A 20,045-nucleotide genomic window follows, 5' to 3' on the forward strand; every position below is an offset into this window, starting at 1 on the left:
CGCGGCATGGCAGCAATGCCATGCCTTCGGCCCCACACGGGGCCGGGATTGCGGCATTCCTTCAAGAACGCCTCCCCGAGGGAAAAATTACGGCGCATGCCGGACTTTTTCCCTTTCTGCTTTCCTTCTGGAGACATCGTCATCGCCAAGGAAGAACTGATCGAAATGAGCGGGATGGTAGTTGAAGTCCTGCCCGACTCCCGTTTCCGTGTCACCCTCGACAACGGCCACAACCTCGTCGCCTACTCCGCGGGCAAGATGCGCAAGCACCATATCCGCATCCTGTGCGGCGACAAAGTTTCACTTGAACTTTCCCCTTACGACCTGAGCAAGGGGCGCATCACTTTCCGCCACATCGAAGGTCGCGGGCCTCTCGGTCCCCAGCAGCGGCGCAGACGCTGATCGCGTCCCGCATTCAGGACCTGGCTGCCTGAAGGCGTCGGGGCGGCGGACTGCTGTCCTCGCCCGTACCCCGTTTCACCAGATAAAGAACATTGTCACCCACGGCGCAACCGCGCCTGCGGCGGCGGTGCAAAAAGCGAGCAGCGCAGTGGCCCGGCGCAGGCCGGACGATACCGTACGCCGCACCTGCAGCGCGCCGAGCACCAGGCTGGCTCCGGCAGCCACGGCGAGCAGCAGTCCGCGCACCAGCGGCAGGTTCGCGAGCACGACGCCTTCGGCACTCAGCAGCGTGACGGTCAGCGCCGACAGGCCGAGGAACACGCCGACGCCGCCGAGCGGAATCAGTGCGTAGGCGAGCCGCCGGTGCGCCGCCGCGTCGCCGAGGAGCCCCGCGGCGGCACGCAGCCACAGCGTGATCCAGCCGCCGAGAACGAGCGCGGTCGTGCCGATATAGCCGAGGATCATCAGGCCGTCGAGCCACGTGAACACGTCGTTCGCTTCGGGGTAATGCGTCAGCACCCACCACGGAATGTCGCTGTCGAGCAGCGCGAAGGCGTCGCGCTCGACGAGCCATTCGGCGGCAGCGAGCTTGGCCTGGACGAACCATGGCGACGCCGACCACTGGAACGCGCCGATAGCGGTGCCGATGACGCCGAACACCAGCAGGCGCGCTTCCCATACGTCGGTTTCGTCGCTGCGCAGTCTCGCGACTTCGGCACCGGGCATGCGCCCGACCAGCTGCACCGCGTCGCGGTGACCGCTGCAGCGCCCGCACATGTGGCACTCGGCAGCGCTCTCCATGCGGCGAATATCGACCAGCGGTGCACAGTTGATCGGGATCACCCGCTTTGCCGGATGCGCCTGCCACGCTTCGCGATCGGTGCGGAAATGCACCGGCGCGAGCCGCGCGAGCAGGCCGAACACGCCGCTCACCGGGCACAGGTGCCGACACCACACGCGCTTGCCGCGGCCGTATACGAGGCCGACTGCAGCCGCCGCGACAGTCGAGCCGCCGAGCACGAGCAGCACGGCTTTCGGGTATTCATACACGCTGACGAGCTGGCCATACACCGTCGTCGCGAGGAACGCGACGAACGGCCAGCCGCCCCACTTGATCCAGCGCGGTACCGGACGCCCGAGGCCGACGCGCGACGCCTGCTCGGCGACGAAGCCTTCAGGGCACAGTACGCCGCACCACACGCGCCCCATCAGCATCATCGACACCAGCACGAACGGCCACCAGATGCCCCAGAACACGAACTGTGCGAACAATGTCAAGTTGTCCCAGACGTGCGCGCCGGACTCGGGCAGCGGCAGGAAAGCCGGCGTGACGACGAGGAAAACGTAGGCGACGAGCACTGCCCACTGGACCCCGACGATCCAGTTGCGGTGACGGCGCATCAGGTCGCCGAGCCGGGCGAGCCGCGGCGGGCGCATTGCGGGCAGACTGCAGCTCGTCATGCTCAGGTTCTCCGCGGCGGGCGGCCGAACCATGCGAACAGCGCCCAGTAGCCGAACCACGTGATCAGCACGGTCAGCGACGGCTGCGCGCGGTAGCCGGCGAACGCCGCGGCGATGCCGCCGGCCGTGCTGCCGTCGGCGAGCAGCGCGGAGCTGTCCCATACCGGCTCGAGCAGCGGCGGCAGCCATTCCATGTTGATCAGCCGTTCGACGCCCGACACGAGCAGCGCGGCCGCGAGCAAACACAGCACGATCTCGGTCGCGCCGAAGAACACCCGCCTCGGCAGCCAGTGCGAGCCGCGCTGAATCAGCCACGCGGTGGCCAGCGCCAGCACGAAGCCGAGGCCGGCGCCGGCGAGCATGCGGGTCAGCGTGTCGCCGGACTGCTCGACGCCGAGGCCGTACAGGAACAGCACGGTTTCGGCCCCTTCGCGGCCGACTGCGATCGCCGCGAGCAGCGCGACCGACACTCCGCCCGCGGCGTCGGCGGCTTTCGCCAGCCCCGCTTCGAGCTCGCGCTTCATGTGCCGCCCGTGCGCACGCATCCACAACACCATGTGCGTGATCAGGCCGGCGGCGACGATGACGATGGCGGCCTGGAACGCCTCCAGCGCGTCGCCGGCGAGCTGGCTCTGCAGTCCGAGCATCGCCAGCGCGAGCACGCCGGCGAGCAGCAGCCCGCCGGCCACGCCCGCCCACAGGTGATGGACGCCGATACGGCCGTTGCCGCGCGTGCGAATCCACGCGTAGAGGATGCTGATCACCAGGATCGCTTCGACGCTCTCGCGCCACACGATGAAGAGCGAATTACCCATGATGTTTCCTGAATCTGCGGTTACTGGGCGACGAACCGGCCTTTTGCCGTGTCGGGGTGGAACTCGCCGAAGAACGGGTAGGTGCCGGGCTTCAGCGGCGGAAAGATGGTGCTGCGCGTCACGCCCGGCGCGACGACGAGTTCCTTGAACGGGCTCGTCGTCTCGAACTCTTCGGGGCCGGCGTTGCGGTTCGTCAGCTGCAAGCGAAAGCGGGTGTTGGCCGGCACCGTTATCGTGTCGGGCGTGAAGCGGCCGTTTTCGGCCACGACTTCGAACGTCGGCAATTCGGCTTGCACGGCGCTCGACGCCGTCAGGGCCAGGATGCCCAGTACACGGGCGAGCAGGCGCGGAACAATCACGATCGGGAATTCCTGTGCTGAAAATGACGAAAACCCCGCGCGGCGGGGAGCCGGGCGGGGCAGGAGGGGCGTGCAGGTCTAGAACGCATACAGCCCGCGCAGGCCGACGACGGTGATCGCTTTCGCGTCCGGGTCGGCGGCAGCGCGACGCACGTATTGCAGGTCCGGCGTCAGCGACAGCTGGTCGTTCAGGTGCCAGCGGTAATACAGCTCGGCAACCTGCTCGGCGCCACGCGCGGTGAAGCCGAAATCGTCGAGCAGCGGGGCGGCGTCGCGGAATTCGTCGCTCGCGCGCAGCCAGCCCCACGCGAACCCGACGCTGTCGGCGCCGCGTCCCCAGGCGTTGCCGGCGATCTCGGTGCCGATCGTCACGGCGCGGTCGAACGCCACCTTGCTGCTGCTCGACTGGCCAAAGCGCGCGAACAGCGTCACGTCCTCATGCACGCGCTGGTCGACGCTCGCGCCCCAGCCGCTGGCGCTGCGGGTCGTCGCGTCGAAACCTTCGTGCTGGCCGTTGCGCCACGCATACAGGCGGTACGTGCCGTCGAAGCCGTGGCTCTTGCGCCCGTACTCCAGCTGGCCGATGACGAACGGCTTGTTGAAGCTGCGCCCGAAGCGCGCGCCTTCGCCGGCGCCGAACGCCGCGATCGACGCCTGCCACCAGTCGGGCGCGCCGCTTTCGTTGCGGTACGCGAAGCGCAGGCCGGGCGTGAAACCGTAGCTGTCGGCGCCGACCCCGCCGCCCGAGTCGAGCATCGGGTTATGCACGAAGACGTTGTTGAGGAACTTCTCGGCTTCGTTGTCGGCGATCGCGTTCTGGTCGAAGAACACGAACGGGTCCATCTTGCCGACGGTGAGCTGCAGGCTGTGCGGCGACTCCGCGCTGTCGCCGAGCGGCGTCGTCAGCTGGTACCAGGCCTGCGCGACGATCACGTAGGTTTCCTCCGAGCCGCCACCGGTCTGGAACGCGAGGCTGTTGAACGCGGCGGTGAACGTGGGCTTCAGGCCGGTGAAGCTGTCGCCTTGGCCCATCCGCAACTGCGTGTAGAACTCGCCTTGGCCCCGGCCGATATCGCCCGCCGGCAACGTGATGCCGAGGTCGCCGCGCCATGACAGCTGCGATTCGTGCCTGCCGTCTTCGCGCGCGTCACCGTCGATCCGCTGCGCGACGGTAGCGACGCTGCCTTCGACCGCGATGCCATCGAGAGCCTCCGCCAGGCGCGACGGTGCGCCCATCGCATTGGTCCGTTCCTCGATCGCCTTGAGCCGGATCGCGAGCTCCGGTTCACGCTCGCTGATGCGGTCGCTGCCGAGGCTCGTGGCGAGATCCTGGTTCGCCTGTTCCAGCGCTTCGACGCGCTGTGCGAGTGCCGGAGCGGGCGTTGCAGTCGCCGCGAGCCGTGCTTCGAGTTCGCTGTTGCGCTGCTCGAGTTTCTCGATCCGTTCGGCGAGCCGCCTGAGTTCGGCAAGCACCTTGTCCGGGGCGGGCGCGGCGTGGCCCGCACCGGTTGCGCCCAGCACCGCGAGCGCGACGGCGGTCCGGGCGAATCGGGTCAGCGCCATTTCAGTAGCCGCCTTTCTTGCCGACGCCGACGTACGTGAACTCGTTCTCGACCTCGAACTCTTTGAACCACGGCCGCACGCCCGTCGCCCGGTCGGTGTGGCGGCCGAAGTGGCTGCCATGGTGGGCGGCGCCCGGCGGCAGGATCGTGTATTTGACCTTGTACTTGCCCGGGCCCGCGAGCTTGATGTTGTCGCCGTAATGCGGGCCGTCGCTTGCGACCATCGGCATGAACTCGCCCGACTGTTTCCAGTCGCTGCCGAGCTTCGCGATCTCGAACTTGACCGTCAGGTACGGAATCCAGCTGCCTTCCTCGAAGCCGTTCGGGTTGTTCGCCAGCGCGCGAATGTCGGCCTCGATGTGGATGTCGGACTCCGATGCCTTCTTCATCATGCCGTCCGGTTCCATCTCGATGGGCTGGAGATAGACGGCTGCGATTTCCATACCGTCGCGGTGCTGCGGCGTGCCGATGGGATATTCCAGGGCATGGGTGGCGAACGACAGGCTGGCCAGCGCGGCGACGGCGAGGGGGCGAAGCGGGAAACGGTGCATCGGGAATCCTTTCGAAAATTGGAATGGGCAGGATGCGGCACCCATGAGCGGAATGTGTGAGAATAATAAAGATAATGAGAGTTGTTCGCAATAGCCAATTTGAGATTCGCTGTCGTGGAACGAATATCCCGCCCGGGAGGAACGACGGTGGCAGGACTCGGGACGGGCGGCACGAACGGCGCCGCCGGAATCGCGCCTCAGCCCCGTCGATCAGGCTCGGAATGCGTCGCCGCGTGAGGTTTGGATGCCAGGGGGCAGGCCTTGGGCGAGGCTTGGCGGTGAAGGGGCGGGCGCAGCTGGTCAGTCCCCGGCGTCATCGCTGGGATACATGCCGGATGTTTTCGTCGGTGCTGGAAGCTGCCGGACCCGAGTGCTCCCATCCGCCGCCGAGCGCCTTGAAGAGGTCGAGCGCGGCGGCGAGCCGCGCGAAGCGCAGCTGTGCGAGCCGGTCCTGCGCCTGGAACAGCGTGCGCTGTGCGTCGAGCACCGCGAGGAGGTCGTCGGCGCCTTCGCGGTAGCGCAGCTCGGCGAGCCGCAGCGCGCGCGCCGCCTCGTCGCGGATCAGCTGCTGGGTGTCTTCCTCGCGGCGGTTGCGGTCCGCGTTGCCGAGCGCGTCTTCGACCTCCTTCAGCGCGGTGAAGATCGCGGCGCGGTAATTCTCGACGAATTCGCGCCGGCGTGAGCGCGCTGACTCGACGTCGCCGCGCAGCCGCCCGCCGTCGAACAGCGTCTGCGCAAGGCTCGTGCTGAGCGCGACGCTATTCGACGGGTTCGCGAGCGACAGCAGCGCCGTGCTCGCCAAGCCGGCTGAGCCCGAAAGCTGCACTGCCGGCAACAGCGCGGCGCGCGCGGCGGCGACGTCGGCGTCCGCCCCGGCGAGCTGCGCTTCGGCGCTGGCAAGGTCCGGGCGGCGCACCAGCAGGTCGGCAGGCAGGCCTGGGGCGACTTCGGGAATCGCGAGCGTGGCGAGCGTTTCGCCGTTGACGCCGAAGTCCTGCGGGACGCGGCCGAGCAGCACGGCGAGCGCGGTGAGCGTCTGGCGCTCCTGGTTTTCGAGCGGCAGCAGCGCGGCGCGCTGCGCGAGCACGATGCCGCGCTGGCGACTGACGTCGAGCGCGGACGCGGCGCCATTGCGATAGCGGGCCTCGGCGATGTCGAACACGCGCTCGGCGATCGCGAGGTTGTCGCGCGCGATGTCGAGGCGGGCGCGGGTCGTGAGCAGCTGGAAATACGTGCTCGCGACGCCGGCGACGAGCGTCAGCCGCACCGCGTCGAAGTCGTGGCGGGTCGCCGCAAGACTCGCGTCGGCGCCGGCGACGCCCGCGGCCAGCCTGCCCCACAGGTCGACTTCGTAGCTGACCGCGAGGCTCGCGCCCGACGATTCGCTGTCGATCGCACGTCCTCGGGCGGGCTCGGTGCGGCGCCAGTCGGTGTCGCCACCGATGGTGGCGAACGGTAGCAGCGTCGCGCCGGCGGTGCGTAACCGGATCTCGGCCTGGCGCACGCGTTCCGCCGCGATGCGGAAATCGGGGCTGCCGGCGAGCGCCTCACCGATCAGGCCTTCGAGCTGGTGCGACGAAAAACTGCGCCACCAGCCGGCGCCCGGTTGCATCGGGGCGGCGGGAACGGGCTCGGACCACCCCCCTGGCATCGTCAACGCGGGCCGCGTCGTCGGCTCGGTGATCGCGCAGCCAGCGGCGAGCAGCGCAACGACGGCGAGGAGCAAAGCGCGCCGTCCACGCCGGCCGGCTCGGGACGAGCCACCTGGCGGCGCGGGAAAGGAGGATGAGTGCATCGGGGATGTCATTCCGAAGCGAGCGCGACGACCGGATCGAGGCGGGCTGCCTTGCGTGCCGGCAGGTAGCCGAAGACGAGGCCGGTCGCGAAGGCGCAGCCGAACGCGAGCAGCACCGGCGGCAGCGAGTAGACGATCGGCGTGTCGAAAGCTTCGATGATCGCCGCTGCGCCCAAGCCGACGACGACGCCGATGACGCCGCCGAGCGCCGAGACGACGAGCGCCTCGATGAGGAACTGCTGCAGGATGTTCTTCATCCGCGCGCCGGTCGCCATGCGGATGCCGATCTCGCGGGTGCGCTCGGTGACCGACACCAGCATGATGTTCATGACGCCGATGCCACCGACCAGCAGCGAGATCGCGGCGACGGTGCCGAGCAGCACTGTCAGCGTGTTCTGCGTTTCGGACACGCTCTCGATGACCGACGCCATGTTGCGGATCTGGAAGTCCTCGATGCCGCCGTGGCGTGCCTGCAACAGCTCGTGCACCGCCGCCTGCGTGTCGTCGATGGCGGCGACGTCCTCGACCGCGACCGTTGCGCTGCGCAGGTGGCGCTGACCGAACAGCCGCAGGCTGCCGGTCGAGTACGGCACGAAGATCACGTCGTCCTGATCGGTGCCCCACGGCGTCGCGCCCTGCGGGCCCATGACACCGAGCACCTGGAACATGATGCTGTTGATGAGCACGAACTCGCCGACCGGATCGGCGTCGCCGAACAGCGCTTTCGCGACCGTCTGGCCGAGGACGGCAACCGTCGCATAGCTGCGTTCGTCGGCGGCGCTGAAGAACGTGCCGCGGGCGATCGGCCAGGCGCGCGCGAGCGTGAAGTCGGCGCCCGTCGCGTTCGCCGAAGTCCGGTGGTCGGCGTTGCCGGAGCGGATCGTCACCGTCGAGCTTTGCTCGGGAACTGCGGCGAGGACGTTGGGCAGGTCGGCGATCGCACGCACGTCGTCGAGCACGAGCGTCGCCGTGTCGCGGCCGCGCTGGTTCGGCGCACCGGGGCGCACCGTCAGCAGGTTGGTCCCCATCGAGCTGATGCGATCGACGACATCCTGCTTCGCGCCGTCGCCGATCGCGAGCATCGCGATGACCGCCGCGACGCCGATGACGATGCCGAGGAGCGTCAGCGCGGCACGAAAGATGTTTGCGCGCAGCGCCCGCAACGCAGTGCGCGCGGCTTCGACGATGTCGGACAGCGGCGAGCTGCGGTCGACGTGCGGCGCGAAGTCGGGCTCGACGCCGGGGCGCGGATGGGGGCCGGGGTCGGCGACGATGTGGCCGTCGCGGATCTCGATGATGCGCCGGGCCTGCTCGGCGACTTCGCGCTCGTGCGTGATCAGGATGATCGTGTGGCCGTCGGCGGACAGCGTGTTGAGCAGCTGCATGACTTCGGCGCCGCTCTTGCTGTCGAGCGCGCCGGTCGGTTCGTCGGCGAGGATCACGCGACCGCCGTTCATCAGCGCCCGCGCGATCGACACGCGCTGCTGCTGGCCGCCGGAGAGCTGGTTCGGCCGGTGTTCGATGCGCTCGCCCAGGCCGAGCGACGCGAGCAGTCCGGTGGCGCGCGCGTGGCGTTCGGCCGGTGGCATGCCCGAATAGACCGCCGGGACTTCGACGTTTTCGCGCGCGCTAGCGCCACCGATCAGATGGTAGCTCTGGAACACGAAGCCGAACGTCTCGCGCCGTAGCCGCGCGAGGTCGTCGCGATCGAACGCTGCGACGTCGCGGCCCATGAAGCGGTAGCTGCCGCTCGTCGGGCGGTCGAGGCAGCCGAGGATGTTCATCAGCGTCGATTTTCCCGACCCCGAGCTGCCGACGATCGCGACGAATTCGCCCGGCAGGATTGTCAGGTCGATGCCGTGCAGCACCTCGACGGTGAGCTCGGCGTTGCGGAACGTTTTCGTCACGCCGGACAGTTCGATCAGCGGCGTGCCCGCGGACGGACCGACTTTCGGCTCGGCGCCCAGCGCGCCGATGAACGGCTCGGTTTTCATAGCCTTGGCGTGCGTCGCGCGGCAGCGGGCGCGTCGGTGCGCAGCGCCGCGCCGGAGACGACGCGGTCGCCTTCCTCGAGGCCGGACAGCACCTGGGCCTGGACGCGATTGCTGACTCCGACTTCGACGCGCCGCTCCTGCAGCGTGCCGTCGGCCGCCGCGACCCGGATGGTGCGATGGCGCGGGCCGGCGGTGTCGCTGGTCGGGGCGCGCGGGCGCGCCGGGCGGGCTTCTCCGCCGCCGGCAGCCGTGCGCGTGGCACGCTGCGCCGCTGGTGTGGAGAATGCCGACATCGGCACCAGCAGCGCATCGCGCGCCGCGGCGACGACGAAGAACACTTGCGCCGTCATCTGCGTCATCAGCGCCTGCTCGGGATTCGACACGTCGAACAGCGCGTTGTAGAGCACGACGTTGTTCTGCACGACCGGCGTCGGCTCGATCTTGCGCAGCGTCCCGTGCCAGCGGCGCCCTTCGCCGCCGAGCGTCGTGAAGTAGGCGTCCATGCCGAGCGTGAGACGGCTCACGTCGGCTTCGGAAACCTGCGTCTGCACGGTCATCGTCGACAGATCGGCGACGCGCAGGATCACCGGCGCCTGCTGGCTCGCGATCAGCGTCTGGCCCTGGCGCGCGGTGATCGACACGACGGTGCCGGTGATCGGCGCATAAATGCGCGCGTAGTTGAGGTTCGCCTCGTCGGCACGCAGGTTCGATTCGGTCTGGTCGATCTGCGCCTTGAGCGCTTCGACCTGCGCCTGTGCGCCGAGCTGCGTCGCTTCGGCCGTCTGCAGCGCGTCCGCGGTCGTCGCGTCTTCCGCCATCAGGTTGCGCTGGCGCCGCAGCTGCAGGTCGGCGAGTCGCCGGTCGGATTCGCGCTGCATCAGCTGTGCCCGCAGGTTGCGCAGCTGCGCGCGCGTCGCATCGACGCGGCTCTGCAGCACGATCGGGTCGATCTCGGCGAGCAGCTCGCCGGCTTTCACTTCGGAGCCGACTTCGACGTGGATTTTCTTCAACTGCCCGGACACCTGCGCACCGACATCGACATAGTCGCGCGGCTGCAGCATGCCGGTCGCGGTGACGACGTCCTCGATGTCGCCGCGTGAGACGCTCGCGAGCTGGTAAGCGGACGCTTCGTCGGGTTTCGCGAGGTATTTCGACCAGGCGAAGTAAGCTCCTGCGCCGAGCAGTGCGAGACTGAGTAAGGCGATCACGGTGCGACGCCAGCGTCGCTTCGGGGAAGGTGCGGAGGGATTCATGTCGGTGACCGGACTGGAGTTGCCTGCGCGCAGTGTGCCGCGTATTCGATAAGGATTGCAGCCCGAAGAATACGGGAAGGCATGTCGCTGCTTTGTATCGTATTGCAGGCAGGGGTTCCCGCGCCCCGGGCGGAGCGGGCGATCACCCCATGGCGCTTGCCGCGACGCCGGTGCGTGAGGCCGCGCGGACGGCGGCCGGGAGGTGCGGGCAGGCGGCGACGTGGATGTGGACGCCGCCGCGCCTGCGGATCAGTTCTCGGGAACGGTGACGAAGCCCATTTTCTGGATGCCGGCGAGGCGCGCCGCCGACATCACTTCGGCGAGCTTCTGGTAGCGCGTCTCGCGGTCCGCGCGCAGGTGCAGCTCCGGCTGCACTGGGTTCGCCGCGGCTTCGGCGAAGCGGGCCTGCAGCTCGGCGTCGCTGATCCGGTGGTCGTTCCAGTACAGCGTGCCGGCTTCGTCGATCGCCAGCGTCACCGTTTCGGGCTTCTCATTCGCCGCGGCGCTGGCCGCATTCGGCAGGTCGATCTTGACCGCATGGGTCAGCAGCGGGGCGGTGATCATGAACACGATCAGCAGCACCAGCATGACGTCGATCAGCGGCACCATGTTGATCTCGCTCATCGGCGCGCCGCGGCCTTCCTGGCTGAATCCGCCGAAAGCCATCATGCGGCTCCCGGTGTCGGCACGCGCAGCTTGACCGGCGCCGCGCTGCGCGGATTCGCGCCTGCGGTGACGTCGCCGGTCGGGGCGCTCGCCAGCCGCGTGCCGGTCGTGAACCAGGCGTGCAGGTCGTGCGCGAAAGCGTCGAGTTCGGAGAGCTCGAGGCGGTTCGCGCGGGTGAACGCGTTGAACGCGAGCACCGCCGGGATCGCGACGAACAGGCCGAACGCGGTCATGATCAGCGCCTCGCCGACCGGGCCGGCGACCTTGTCGAGCGTCGCCATCCCCGACGTGCTGATGCCGATCAGCGCGTGGTAGATGCCCCACACCGTGCCGAACAGGCCGACGAAAGGCGCGGTCGAGCCGATCGACGCGAGCACCGTGAGGCCCGACTCGAGTTGCGCCGTCGACAGTGCGATCGACTTGCGCATCGCGCGCGTGACGAACTCGTCGGCGTCGAGCTTGCCGCCCAGCGTGTCGTCGTGCGTGTGGCGGCGCAGATGTTCGGCGGCGGCCGCGCCTTGGCGGGCGAGCGCTTCGAACGGCGAATCGGGCGCCGCACCGGACAGCCGCGCGAGGCCTTCGTCGAGATGCGGAGCGTTCCAGAATGCTTCGACGGCGTTGTCGAAGCGGCGGGCGCGGAACTGGCGCACGCTGCGGACCAGGATCAAGTACCAGCTTGCGACCGACATGACGACGAGCGCGAAGGCGACGAGCTTGATGATGAGATCGGATTGGCCCCACAGGTGCGCGAGACCGAAAGTGTCGCTAGGCATGTTCACATTCCTTCGAGTTTGAAAATGATCGGCACGACGACCCAAGCGTCGATATTGCGTCCGTCCTGCTTCGCCGGCACGAAGCGCCAGCCGGACACGGCGTTGCGTGCGGCGGCGTCGAGGCGCGCCGAGCCCGAGCTGGCGGAAAGTTCGATCTTGCCCGGCAAGCCTTCGCCTGTCACGAAGACGCGCAACAGGACTTTGCCTTCCTCGCGCATCCTGCGCGACAGCGGCGGGTACGCGGGTACCGGGTTGTTCAGGTAGGCGGCGTCGAAGCGTGCCGCGACGGTTTCGGCCGGGTGGGATTCGGCTGCGCGGGAAGGGGCGGGGTGTGGCGGGCGCCTCGACGGGCGGTGGGGGCGTTTCGGCGACGGGTGCAGCGGGCGCAGGCGGCGGCTCTTCGCGGCTGACCGCGGTAGGCGCCTGCGTGAGCGGGACCGGCGGCGCGACTTTTGTGGGTGCCGGCCGGACGCGGCGTGGCGCCGGTTTCGGGGGCGCCGGCTTGCTGACTTCCAGTTTCGGCGGCGGCACGGGAGCCGGTGGCGCGGGAGCCGGCGGTTCGGGTGTCGGCACTGCGACGGGAGGCTCGATCAGCGAGACGGCGATCGGCGGCAGCGGCGCTTCGGCGGGAGCCGGTTGAAATCGCGCGAATCCGATCGCTGCGGCGGCGTGCGCGAGCGCGACGAGCACGAGCATCAGGCGACGCTCGCGCCGGTTGCGGGCTCCGGCGGGCAGGCGCGACTCGCGTGCGATGCTCGGGCGGGACGTTGCCGGACGTGGCGCAGTAGACGCGGCACCCCGCGGCGCCGCATTCTGGCGGTCGAGGAACGAATCTGAAGAAAGGCTATGCGGGAGATTCATCGGGTCTGGTTCGCGCGGCCTGCGGGGGCATCGGCTGGGCCTGCAGGCAACTCAGGGGTCATCCGAGAAGACGGTCGATTGCCACAGCGGTGACGACGAGGTAGAGCGCGACGCGACGCGCGGCAAAGGCTGCGGGCAGCGGAATCGTGCCGCGGAGCGGGGAAATCGGTTGGTTCATGTTCGCCTGTTCGTGTCGGGGTGCGATGCCTGGCGGGTTCTGCGCGAGAACGGGCGGGAGTGGCTGGAAGTCGGTGTGAAGTGGAGGGGAAAGTGGCAGCCGGGTGCAGGGGCGCGGCGTGACGCGCCCGACCCGGCGACGACGCCTAGCTGGAGCTTTCCATCTGTGACTGCAGATAATTCTGCAGGCCCACTTTGCCGATCAGCTCCAGCTGCGTTTCGAGGTAGTCGATATGCTCTTCGGTATTTTCGAGGAGTTCCTCGAACAGTTCGCGCGAAACATAGTCCTGACAGGTTTCACAGTACGCGATCATCTCGATGAGGTCGGTCCGCGCCGCCACTTCGAGCTTCAGGTCTCCTTCCAGGCACTCGGGGACGTTTTCGCCGACCAGGAGCTTGTTCAGGTTCTGCAGGTTCGGTAGCCCTTCGAGAAACAGCACGCGCCCGATGAGCTTGTCGGCGTGCTTCATTTCCTCGATCGATTCTTCGTACTCGTGATGACCGAGCCGCTCGAACCCCCAGTTCTTGTACATGCGGGCATGCAGAAAATACTGGTTGACGGCGGTCAGCTCGCTGGTCAGCTGTTTGTTGAGGAACTGGATGACTTTGACGTCGCCTTTCATAGGGCCTCCGCGGCAAACGAGAACGAGGACGCGACGCTGGCGGGAGCCGGAGTCGCGGTCTGGTCTGCCAGCGCGGAACGCAGGCAATCACGGGCGCACGTCGCGCAGCGGCCGCACTCGCTCGCCACGCCGAGTTTCGTGCGCAGCTCGCGCAAGGTCGATGCCCCTTCGCTAACTGCCTGTTCGATGTGACGATCCGTTACCGCGTTGCAGACGCAGACGTACATAGTCTAGCCTCGTTATTCCGTTTGTTCGCCCGCTTGGCGCGGGATCACTTTGTCAGGATAAGTTTCCCTGCGCGGGTCGCGCGCAGGACGTAATGCATTCCGTCATGGTCGATCGTCACGCTTGGGCGCCCGAGCAACAGCTGAGTGCTCGGGATCGGCTGCGAGTGCTGTTCCATCGCGCTTCCCCGCGAGGCACCCTCGACCGGAGGGCGGTGCGTGGCTCGCGGCGGGAGGAGGAGATCGTTTGGCATGTTTCATATAACGAATAGGAACGATTCGCATTACAACATTGCCTGCCGGATCGGTCAAGCGTCTTTGCGGTCGTGATTCGAATGGAGGGCAGGCAGCGTGGCGCTCAGGGAAGTTCGAGCAGCACTTTCATGCGGGAATCGGCGTCGGCGGCGGGGAGGTAGCCGATGACGTTCGGGTTGGCCATGAGGAGCGCGCCGAGTTCGCGGACGTTTCCGACTTGCTGAGGCGGCAGCGCGCGGCCGGTGAAGACCATGCGCGACCAGTAGGCGCGGATCTGGCTCGGGTTCTTGCCGGTGAGCTGCTCGTAGAAGCGGTCCCGCACGCTGCCTGCCGGCAGGTCCGCAAGGGTGACCGGCGTCCCGTCGGGCAGGCTGCGCGTGCGCCCGAGGTACAACTGCTCGGCTTGCTGTCGTGACAATTCACCGATTGCGCCGCGCGCGCCGGTGACGATGAGGATCTGCGCGACGGCGAGCGGGGCGAACAGCATCAGGGCCGCCGCGACGAGGATTCCGGAGGGGAGCCGTTTCACGTGGGTCGCCTCAGAAAGTCACATCGAGCGACAGGCTGAACGTGTTCGCGGTGTGTCCCCCGATCGGATTGGTCTGCACGTTGCCGCGCGGGAAGTAGGACCCCCACGCGTTGCGGTCCAGACGGGCGTGAGTGAATTCCGCCTTGAGCGCGGCAGTCGGGGAGAGATCCCAGCGCCCTCCGGTGGTAATGCTGCCTTGGGCGTTGTTGCGCGAGGTCAGATAGGCTTTCCAGTCAGCCTCGAGCGCCGCGAAGGACGCGGGGAGCGCCACACGAGCGATGGGCTCGTCGAGGATCTGGCGGGCGAATGAGACGTAAGGCGTGAAGGCGCCGAAGCGCCTGCCGACGCTCACGTACCACGCACTCGAACTCGTCACGTAGCGATCGGCTCGTCGGCGTACGTATTCCCCGCTGACCAGCCAACGACCGTCGTCCCATTGCAGCCCGGCTGAATCGAAGCTCGCCCTGCCGTCGCCGCCCGCCAGCTCGCTCCTCACGCTGCCCAAGCCGGCCGCATCGAGGTCCGCGGCAAGCGCTACATGCTGAGGGTCGCGATATTCGATCTCGAGCTGCGCGCGAGTGTGGCCGAAGTGCAGGGAAAAGCTGCCCTGCGTCAGTACCAGATTGATGCCCCGGCTCGCCTCGAGGCGAGCCTTGCCCTGCGGAAACGGGATCGTGCTGCGGCCGTAATAAGGGTGGATTTCGGCGTCCAGGTCGCCGATCCGGGCGTGGTAGATGAAATCGACGCCGTCGAGGTCGTTGAACGGATTGAGCCCGTACACTTCGACGGGCGGGCGCACCCAGGGATTCGCGTAGTTCACGTAGAGCGAATCCGACAGCATGAAGAACGGCGCGCGGACCCGGCCCACGCGTACCGACAGGCCCGGCGCGAGCGTCTGGCGGAAGAAAGCGAGCGTGACCCGCGGGTCGTAGCTGTTCCTCCCGTCCTCCATGACGAGAGCCTGCAGCGTGACGTCGTTGTCGGCCAGAAGCCGCAGGCTCGCCTGCAGACCCAGCAGCGAGTCGGGGCTGAAATCGGGATCGTTGCTGCCGGGGTAGTTGACGCCGTAGCGCATGAACCACATGTCGTCGCGGTCGGTGGTCACGGCGCCGAGCGTCGCGAAACCCGAGAATTCGGGTTTTAGCGCGTCGGCCGCGGCGCTGTCCGGCGCACGGAAGGCCGCGAACAGCATCAGCAGCATGAGGACGCGTGCGCAATGCAGGGGACGGAAGATCATGTGGAGGGCTCGGTTACCGTCGAAGCGCCGTACAGCAATTGTTCGGCCGCTAAAGGGTCCAGCGGGCGCGAATAGTGGTAGCCCTGCCCGTAGTCGCATCCCATCGCCCGCAGTAGCGCGTCCTGCTCGGGCGTTTCGATGCATTCGGCGACTACACGGATGCCCAGATCGTGCGCGAGCTCGATGCTTCGCGCGACGATCTTGCGCAGGCGCTCGTCGTGCTCGAGGCTGCGGACGAACGAACCGTCGAGCTTCACGATGTCGCACGGGATAGTGTGCAGATAGCTCAGCGCCGAGTAGCCGGTACCGAAATCGTCGATCAGCACCGACATGCCGATGTCGCGCAGGCGTTGCAGCACCTGAGTCGCCGGGCCGGACGTCTCGGCAAGGACGCTTTCGGTGACTTCGACGCGCAGCAGGCCGGGGGACAAGCCGTGACGGTGCACTTCGGCGATGATCTCGCCCGCGAGATCGGGGCGGGAAAACTGCAACGCGGAAAGATTGACGCTGACGCGCGGGACCGGTTCGCCGTTGGCCCTGCGCTGCCACTGCAGGAGGTGCTCGCAAGCGTGTCTGAGCACGAGCATGTCGAGTTCGTGGATCAGGCCGAGGGTTTCGGCGAGCGGAATGAACAGGTTCGGCGCCAGCATCCCTTCGGTGGGATGGGGCCAGCGCACCAGCGCTTCGAAACTGCTGATGCTGCCATTGGCGAGTGCGACGATCGGCTGGAAATACACGGCCAGCCCGCCGCTGCGCAGCGCCATGCGCAGTTCGCCTTCGAGCCGCAGGCTCTGCAGCGCGTGGGTATGCATCGACGCATGGAACATCGCCACGCGGCTCTCACAGCCCCCTTCGCGCGCCTGCTGCAGGGCGTTGTCGGCGTCGCGCAGCAGGGCTTCGCCGTCGTCGTGGTCGGTGCTCAAGGCGATGCCGACGCGGCATTTCGGGTACAGCGTGTGGCCGGCGAGCGACGTCGGCTGCGTGAGGTTCTCGCGCAGCGCTTCGACAAGGCGCAGCGATTCGGCCGGATCGTCGATGCCATTTAGCAGCAGCGCGAACTGGTCGCCGCCGACGCGCGCAGCGACGTCGCCCTGGCGCAGCGTCGCCCGGATCGCCTCCGCCACTTTCTTCAGCAGCTCGTCCCCTGCGGCGTGGCCGAAGCTGTCATTGACGAGGCGAAAGCGTTCGAGGTCGATCGCGAGCACGGCAAAGCCGAAACGGTCGGCGCGCCGCTGCTGCTGGCCGAGCGCGCTGCGCACATGCTCGAGGAACAGCGCACGATTCGGCAATCCCGTCAGCCGGTCGTGGAGGGCATCGAACTGGAGCTGCATCTGCGCCAGCTTGTGCAGGTGGATGTCGCTGATCGATCCCGCCATGCGGAACGCGCGGCCATCGGCGCCGCGCAGCGCGACGCCGCGCTTCATGACCCAGCAATAGCTGCCGTCGTGCTGGCGCATGCGGTATTCCGCCTTGAACTGGGTGCTGTTTCCTTTCAGGTGCTCGACCAGCTTGTTGCGGTATGTCGATACATCGAGCGGGTGGATTGCGCCGAGGATGTCGGCGGGCGACTGCAGCGGGCGGTCGGCCGAAAGTCCGGCAATCTCGCAGCAGCGCGGCGAGCAATACACCGATCCGGCGGCGATGTCCCAGTCCCACAGTCCGTCGTGGGCGCCCTGGATCGCGAGTTCGTACCGCTGCTCGCTGGCTTTGAGCCGCGCCGCCGTGTCCTGCAGTTCGCCGATCCGGTCCTGCAGGTTCGCCGCCATGACGTTGAAATGCTGGGAAAGCCGCGCGAGCTCGTCGTGGCCGTCCTCCGGCAGGCGGTGGTCGAGCCGCCCCTCGGCGATCGCCTGGCTGCCCGCCAAGAGGCGGCTCAGCTTGCGGGTGAGCAGGAAACCGATGCCCGACAACAGCGCGAAAGTCAGCAGGATCTCGACCAGCGCGATCATCCCGCCCTGCTCGGTGATCGCCTTGCGCGCCGCCGCGAGCACCGACACCGACACGCCGAACTGCAGGAAGCCGATTTCGTTGCGTTCGAGCAGCAGCGGCCGGCGCACGTGGATCAGCTCGCTGGGATGGCTGCCGTCAGCGACGTCCGAGTTGTCGGGTGGCAGCCTGGCCATCCCGGGCATCCCGGCGCTGACAAGGGGGCGGCCGTCCGCAGTGCCGATGCGCACATAGACAAGGCCTTCCTCTGCTTCGTCGAGCAATTCCCCCAGCACGTCCTGCAGCACATCGAACTGGCGCTGGTCGCCGTATGCGATCGCCATCGCGTGGAGCATCGTCGCGTTCTGGTCGATGAGGGTGTCGAGGCTCGCGGAGGTTGCGTCGTTCATCAGCCGCACGCTGTTGGCGAGCAGCAGCGTCAGCAGCAGGACCTGGACGACCGTGCTGGCCAGCAGCAGGCGGACACGGATAGACGTGCTGCGGAAAGGAAACTTCACGGTCCCTCGCCGTCAGCGCCGCGCAAGCCGCTTGACGCCCGCCGCCGCGTCGATTTCCCCGCTGGCGGCGAAAGTCTCGACGTTCGTCACGATGCGGTCGGGGTCATAGAGATAATTGACCATGATCCCCCACGACTGGTCGAGTCCCTTGTCCGAAGTGTCTGCGAGCCAGTTCAGCCGCTCGATGCGGGCGCCGTTGCCCAGATGGAAGCGGGCGACCGGATCGATGGCCTTGCTGTCTCGCCGGCCGCTGAGCAGGTAAGCGGCAGCGACCCGCAGCAGCGGATCGCGCAGCGCGCGCGCCAAGGGCCGGTCGGCGACCCATTCGTGGCTCCCGGCCAGTACCGGCTTGAGCCGCTCCGAGTCCGGACTCTCGATACCGATCGCGGCCAGGCGCTTCCAGTCGGCCTCCGTGAACGCTGCGGCGACTTTGTCCGGGTGCTTCGAAGCCCAGCGCACCAATCCCGGGATCGGCGAAAGCGTGGCGAAAGTGTCGAGTTTCGGGAAGTCGCGCTTGAGATCGTCGAGGACGCGCTTGAGCAGGAAATTGCCGAAGGACACCCCTCGCAGCCCTTCCTGGGTAGCGCTGATCGAATAGAAGATCGCAGTGGTCGCGCGACCCGTGTCGGCTGCCGGAGCGTTTTCGTCGAGAAGTTTCTGCACGTTGTCGGCGAGTTCCTCCATCAGCGCGACTTCGACGAAGATCAGCGGCTCCTGCGGCATGCGTGGGTGGAAGAATGCGTAGCAGCGACGGTCGGAGCCGAGCCGGTTTTTCAGGTCCCGCCACGACTGGATTTCATGCACCGCCTCGTACTGGACGATTTTCTCGAGCAGCGCGGCAGGGGAGTTCCACGTGAGGCGCGTGAGCTCGAGAAAGCCGACGTCGAACCATGCCGTCAGGCGCGCTTCGAGTTCGCGGTCGAGCGACTTGAGTTCCTTGTGTTGCTCGAGGAAGCGAAGCAGGTCCGCGCGCAGGTCGACGAGGAACTTCACGCCCTGCGGGATCGCGTTGAACTGGGTCAGGATGCGGATCCGCGACGAGCGCATCGCGGCGCGCAGCTGCGCTTCGGCGTCCCATTGGCGCTCCGTCCCCACGGCGGCCTGATACGCTTCGTGCGCTTTCGCGATTTTTTCCGGATCGGGGCCGAACTCGAGCGCGATCATGCGCAGGAATGCGATCCGTCCCGCATCGTCGAGGCTCAGATAGGTTTCGGCGAGACGTCCTGCGCGCAGCCGCGTCGACACTTCGCCGCCCAGTCCTTCGGCGCACTCCTTCAGTTGCCGCCGGATGCGCGCGAGCACTTTTTCCGACGGCTCGCCGTTTTTCCCTCCTGCTCCGGTGACCATCGCGCGCACTTTTGACAGGCTGCGAGAAACAAGTCCGGATGCCACGTCATGTCTCCTAAAGTCGCTCCTCTTGCAATGAGAGGATCATAGTCTGTAAATGTGACGAAGTGTGTCAGGTATGACAAGGCGCAGTGCCTCGATGAACGGAGATGACGTTCCTCCCGCCGCTTCCATCCGGTCGCGGATTCCTCCTGCGGGATCTCGCCGAGTCCGCCCGATGCTGCATGGAATTCCCAATGTCATCAAGATCAGGTCTGTGGCAAGATCGGCCGAAATATTTCCGGGACGAGCCCGAATGCTTCCGCTGCTCCGATACCCCCACCGTCAACAAACCTTTCCCGGGCGGCCGCTGCGCGTCATGTTGGCGGCTCCGCGAGAGCGCTGCTGCGAGCGCCTCGACGACTTCCTGCTGAACTCGCCGCTGTTCGATCTCGTCGCCAGGGCCGATGCCGAAAGCCGGGCGCTGAAGCTGTATTTCAGCGTCCGGCCCGACGTCACGGTGCTCGACTGGCGCGTCACGGCGAACGAGCCGGCAAGATTGATCGGGTTATTGCGCCGCGTCGCACCGGATGCATGCATCGTTTCGATCGTGCCGTCGTTCGACTCGATGCCTGCCCGCGCTGCGTCGGCGCTCGGCGCCGATGTCGTCGCGACCTGCGCCAGGTTGCCCGCAGCACTCGCGGCGCTGGCGGGGGCGACGGACGACACAGCGAGTGC

Annotated in this window: 22 protein-coding genes; 3 read left to right on the plus strand and 19 right to left on the minus strand. The window is 67.5% G+C overall.

Translation table 11 applies throughout. From position 1 onward, the window contains the following. Positions 1-141 precede the first annotated feature (141 nt). Positions 142-402 (plus strand): translation initiation factor IF-1, encoded by a 261-nt coding sequence (infA, locus tag GO608_RS11695; RefSeq protein WP_053421334.1) that lies wholly within the window; start codon positions 142-144, stop codon positions 400-402. Positions 403-477: 75 nt separating this feature from the next. On the opposite strand, the gene GO608_RS11700 is transcribed toward infA, so the two are convergent. The 11 genes from GO608_RS11700 to GO608_RS11750 all read right to left on the minus strand — a co-directional run bounded on the left by GO608_RS11700 (position 478) and on the right by GO608_RS11750 (position 11,849). Beyond that, positions 478-1,863 carry a 4Fe-4S binding protein gene (locus GO608_RS11700; RefSeq protein ID WP_169199666.1) on the minus strand — a complete coding sequence of 462 codons (1,386 nt, stop codon included), beginning with the start codon at positions 1,861-1,863 and terminating at the stop codon, positions 478-480. A 2-nt stretch (positions 1,864-1,865) separates the two neighbouring features. Then, on the minus strand, positions 1,866-2,678 hold the full coding sequence (locus GO608_RS11705; RefSeq protein ID WP_169199667.1) for an FTR1 family iron permease: 813 nt from the start codon (positions 2,676-2,678) through the stop codon (positions 1,866-1,868). A 20-nt stretch (positions 2,679-2,698) separates the two neighbouring features. After that, positions 2,699-3,037, minus strand: coding sequence for a cupredoxin domain-containing protein (locus tag GO608_RS11710; RefSeq protein WP_169199668.1), 339 nt, complete (start codon positions 3,035-3,037; stop codon positions 2,699-2,701). A gap of 78 nt (positions 3,038-3,115) precedes the next feature. Beyond that, positions 3,116-4,600 carry a carbohydrate porin gene (locus tag GO608_RS11715; protein ID WP_169199669.1) on the minus strand — a complete coding sequence of 495 codons (1,485 nt, stop codon included), beginning with the start codon at positions 4,598-4,600 and terminating at the stop codon, positions 3,116-3,118. A gap of 1 nt (position 4,601) precedes the next feature. Continuing rightward, the gene (locus GO608_RS11720) at positions 4,602-5,150 is read right to left on the minus strand and encodes an iron transporter (RefSeq protein ID WP_169199670.1); all 549 of its coding nucleotides are present in this window, start codon (positions 5,148-5,150) and stop codon (positions 4,602-4,604) included. 313 nt (positions 5,151-5,463) lie between these two features. After that, the gene (locus tag GO608_RS11725) at positions 5,464-6,876 is read right to left on the minus strand and encodes an efflux transporter outer membrane subunit (protein ID WP_247003083.1); all 1,413 of its coding nucleotides are present in this window, start codon (positions 6,874-6,876) and stop codon (positions 5,464-5,466) included. 77 nt (positions 6,877-6,953) lie between these two features. Next, positions 6,954-8,939, minus strand: a complete 1,986-nt coding sequence (locus GO608_RS11730) for a MacB family efflux pump subunit (RefSeq protein WP_169199672.1) — start codon at positions 8,937-8,939, stop codon at positions 6,954-6,956. Next, the gene (locus GO608_RS11735; protein WP_343316842.1) at positions 8,936-10,147 is read right to left on the minus strand and encodes an efflux RND transporter periplasmic adaptor subunit; all 1,212 of its coding nucleotides are present in this window, start codon (positions 10,145-10,147) and stop codon (positions 8,936-8,938) included. Before GO608_RS11735 ends, GO608_RS11730 begins: the two co-directional genes overlap by 4 nt. Before the next feature lie 294 nt (positions 10,148-10,441). Then, complete coding sequence (locus GO608_RS11740) at positions 10,442-10,858, minus strand: ExbD/TolR family protein (protein WP_169199674.1); 417 nt, start codon at positions 10,856-10,858, stop codon at positions 10,442-10,444. Next, positions 10,858-11,631, minus strand: coding sequence for a MotA/TolQ/ExbB proton channel family protein (locus GO608_RS11745; protein ID WP_169199675.1), 774 nt, complete (start codon positions 11,629-11,631; stop codon positions 10,858-10,860). The genes GO608_RS11740 and GO608_RS11745 overlap by 1 nt, the downstream gene beginning before the upstream one ends. Positions 11,632-11,633: 2 nt before the next feature. Continuing rightward, positions 11,634-11,849, minus strand: a complete 216-nt coding sequence (locus GO608_RS11750; RefSeq protein ID WP_247003357.1) for an energy transducer TonB — start codon at positions 11,847-11,849, stop codon at positions 11,634-11,636. A 209-nt stretch (positions 11,850-12,058) separates the two neighbouring features. On the opposite strand from GO608_RS11750, the gene GO608_RS19515 reads away from it, so the two are divergent. Beyond that, positions 12,059-12,271, plus strand: a complete 213-nt coding sequence (locus GO608_RS19515) for a hypothetical protein (RefSeq protein ID WP_281505725.1) — start codon at positions 12,059-12,061, stop codon at positions 12,269-12,271. Then, positions 12,268-12,468 carry a hypothetical protein gene (locus GO608_RS11760; RefSeq protein ID WP_247003384.1) on the plus strand — a complete coding sequence of 67 codons (201 nt, stop codon included), beginning with the start codon at positions 12,268-12,270 and terminating at the stop codon, positions 12,466-12,468. The genes GO608_RS19515 and GO608_RS11760 overlap by 4 nt, the downstream gene beginning before the upstream one ends. 347 nt (positions 12,469-12,815) lie before the next feature. Here GO608_RS11760 and bfr read toward each other — a convergent pair whose 3' ends face one another. The 8 genes from bfr to GO608_RS11800 form a co-directional block, all read right to left on the minus strand. Then, positions 12,816-13,292 (minus strand): bacterioferritin, encoded by a 477-nt coding sequence (bfr, locus tag GO608_RS11765; RefSeq protein WP_169199063.1) that lies wholly within the window; start codon positions 13,290-13,292, stop codon positions 12,816-12,818. Next, positions 13,289-13,519: a bacterioferritin-associated ferredoxin gene (locus GO608_RS11770; RefSeq protein WP_169199064.1), complete on the minus strand. Its 231-nt coding sequence runs from the start codon at positions 13,517-13,519 to the stop codon at positions 13,289-13,291. The genes bfr and GO608_RS11770 overlap by 4 nt, the downstream gene beginning before the upstream one ends. Before the next feature lie 44 nt (positions 13,520-13,563). Beyond that, a complete protein-coding gene (hemP, locus tag GO608_RS19580; RefSeq protein ID WP_169199065.1) occupies positions 13,564-13,770 on the minus strand; it encodes a hemin uptake protein HemP in 207 nt (68 codons plus the stop codon). A gap of 104 nt (positions 13,771-13,874) precedes the next feature. Then, positions 13,875-14,300, minus strand: coding sequence for a hypothetical protein (locus tag GO608_RS11780; RefSeq protein ID WP_169199066.1), 426 nt, complete (start codon positions 14,298-14,300; stop codon positions 13,875-13,877). Positions 14,301-14,310: 10 nt separating this feature from the next. Next, entirely contained in the window at positions 14,311-15,537 is a 1,227-nt protein-coding gene (locus GO608_RS11785) for a hypothetical protein (protein WP_169199067.1), read from the minus strand. Continuing rightward, a complete protein-coding gene (locus GO608_RS11790; protein ID WP_169199068.1) occupies positions 15,534-17,981 on the minus strand; it encodes an EAL domain-containing protein in 2,448 nt (815 codons plus the stop codon). Before GO608_RS11790 ends, GO608_RS11785 begins: the two co-directional genes overlap by 4 nt. Before the next feature lie 12 nt (positions 17,982-17,993). Continuing rightward, complete coding sequence (locus GO608_RS11795; protein WP_247003088.1) at positions 17,994-19,373, minus strand: malonyl-CoA decarboxylase; 1,380 nt, start codon at positions 19,371-19,373, stop codon at positions 17,994-17,996. Positions 19,374-19,652: 279 nt separating this feature from the next. After that, positions 19,653-20,036 (minus strand): hypothetical protein, encoded by a 384-nt coding sequence (locus GO608_RS11800; protein ID WP_169199069.1) that lies wholly within the window; start codon positions 20,034-20,036, stop codon positions 19,653-19,655. Positions 20,037-20,045: the final 9 nt, after the last annotated feature.

The organism is Aromatoleum buckelii (assembly GCF_012910785.2).
GTDB classification, from domain to species: Bacteria; Pseudomonadota; Gammaproteobacteria; order Burkholderiales; family Rhodocyclaceae; genus Aromatoleum; species Aromatoleum buckelii.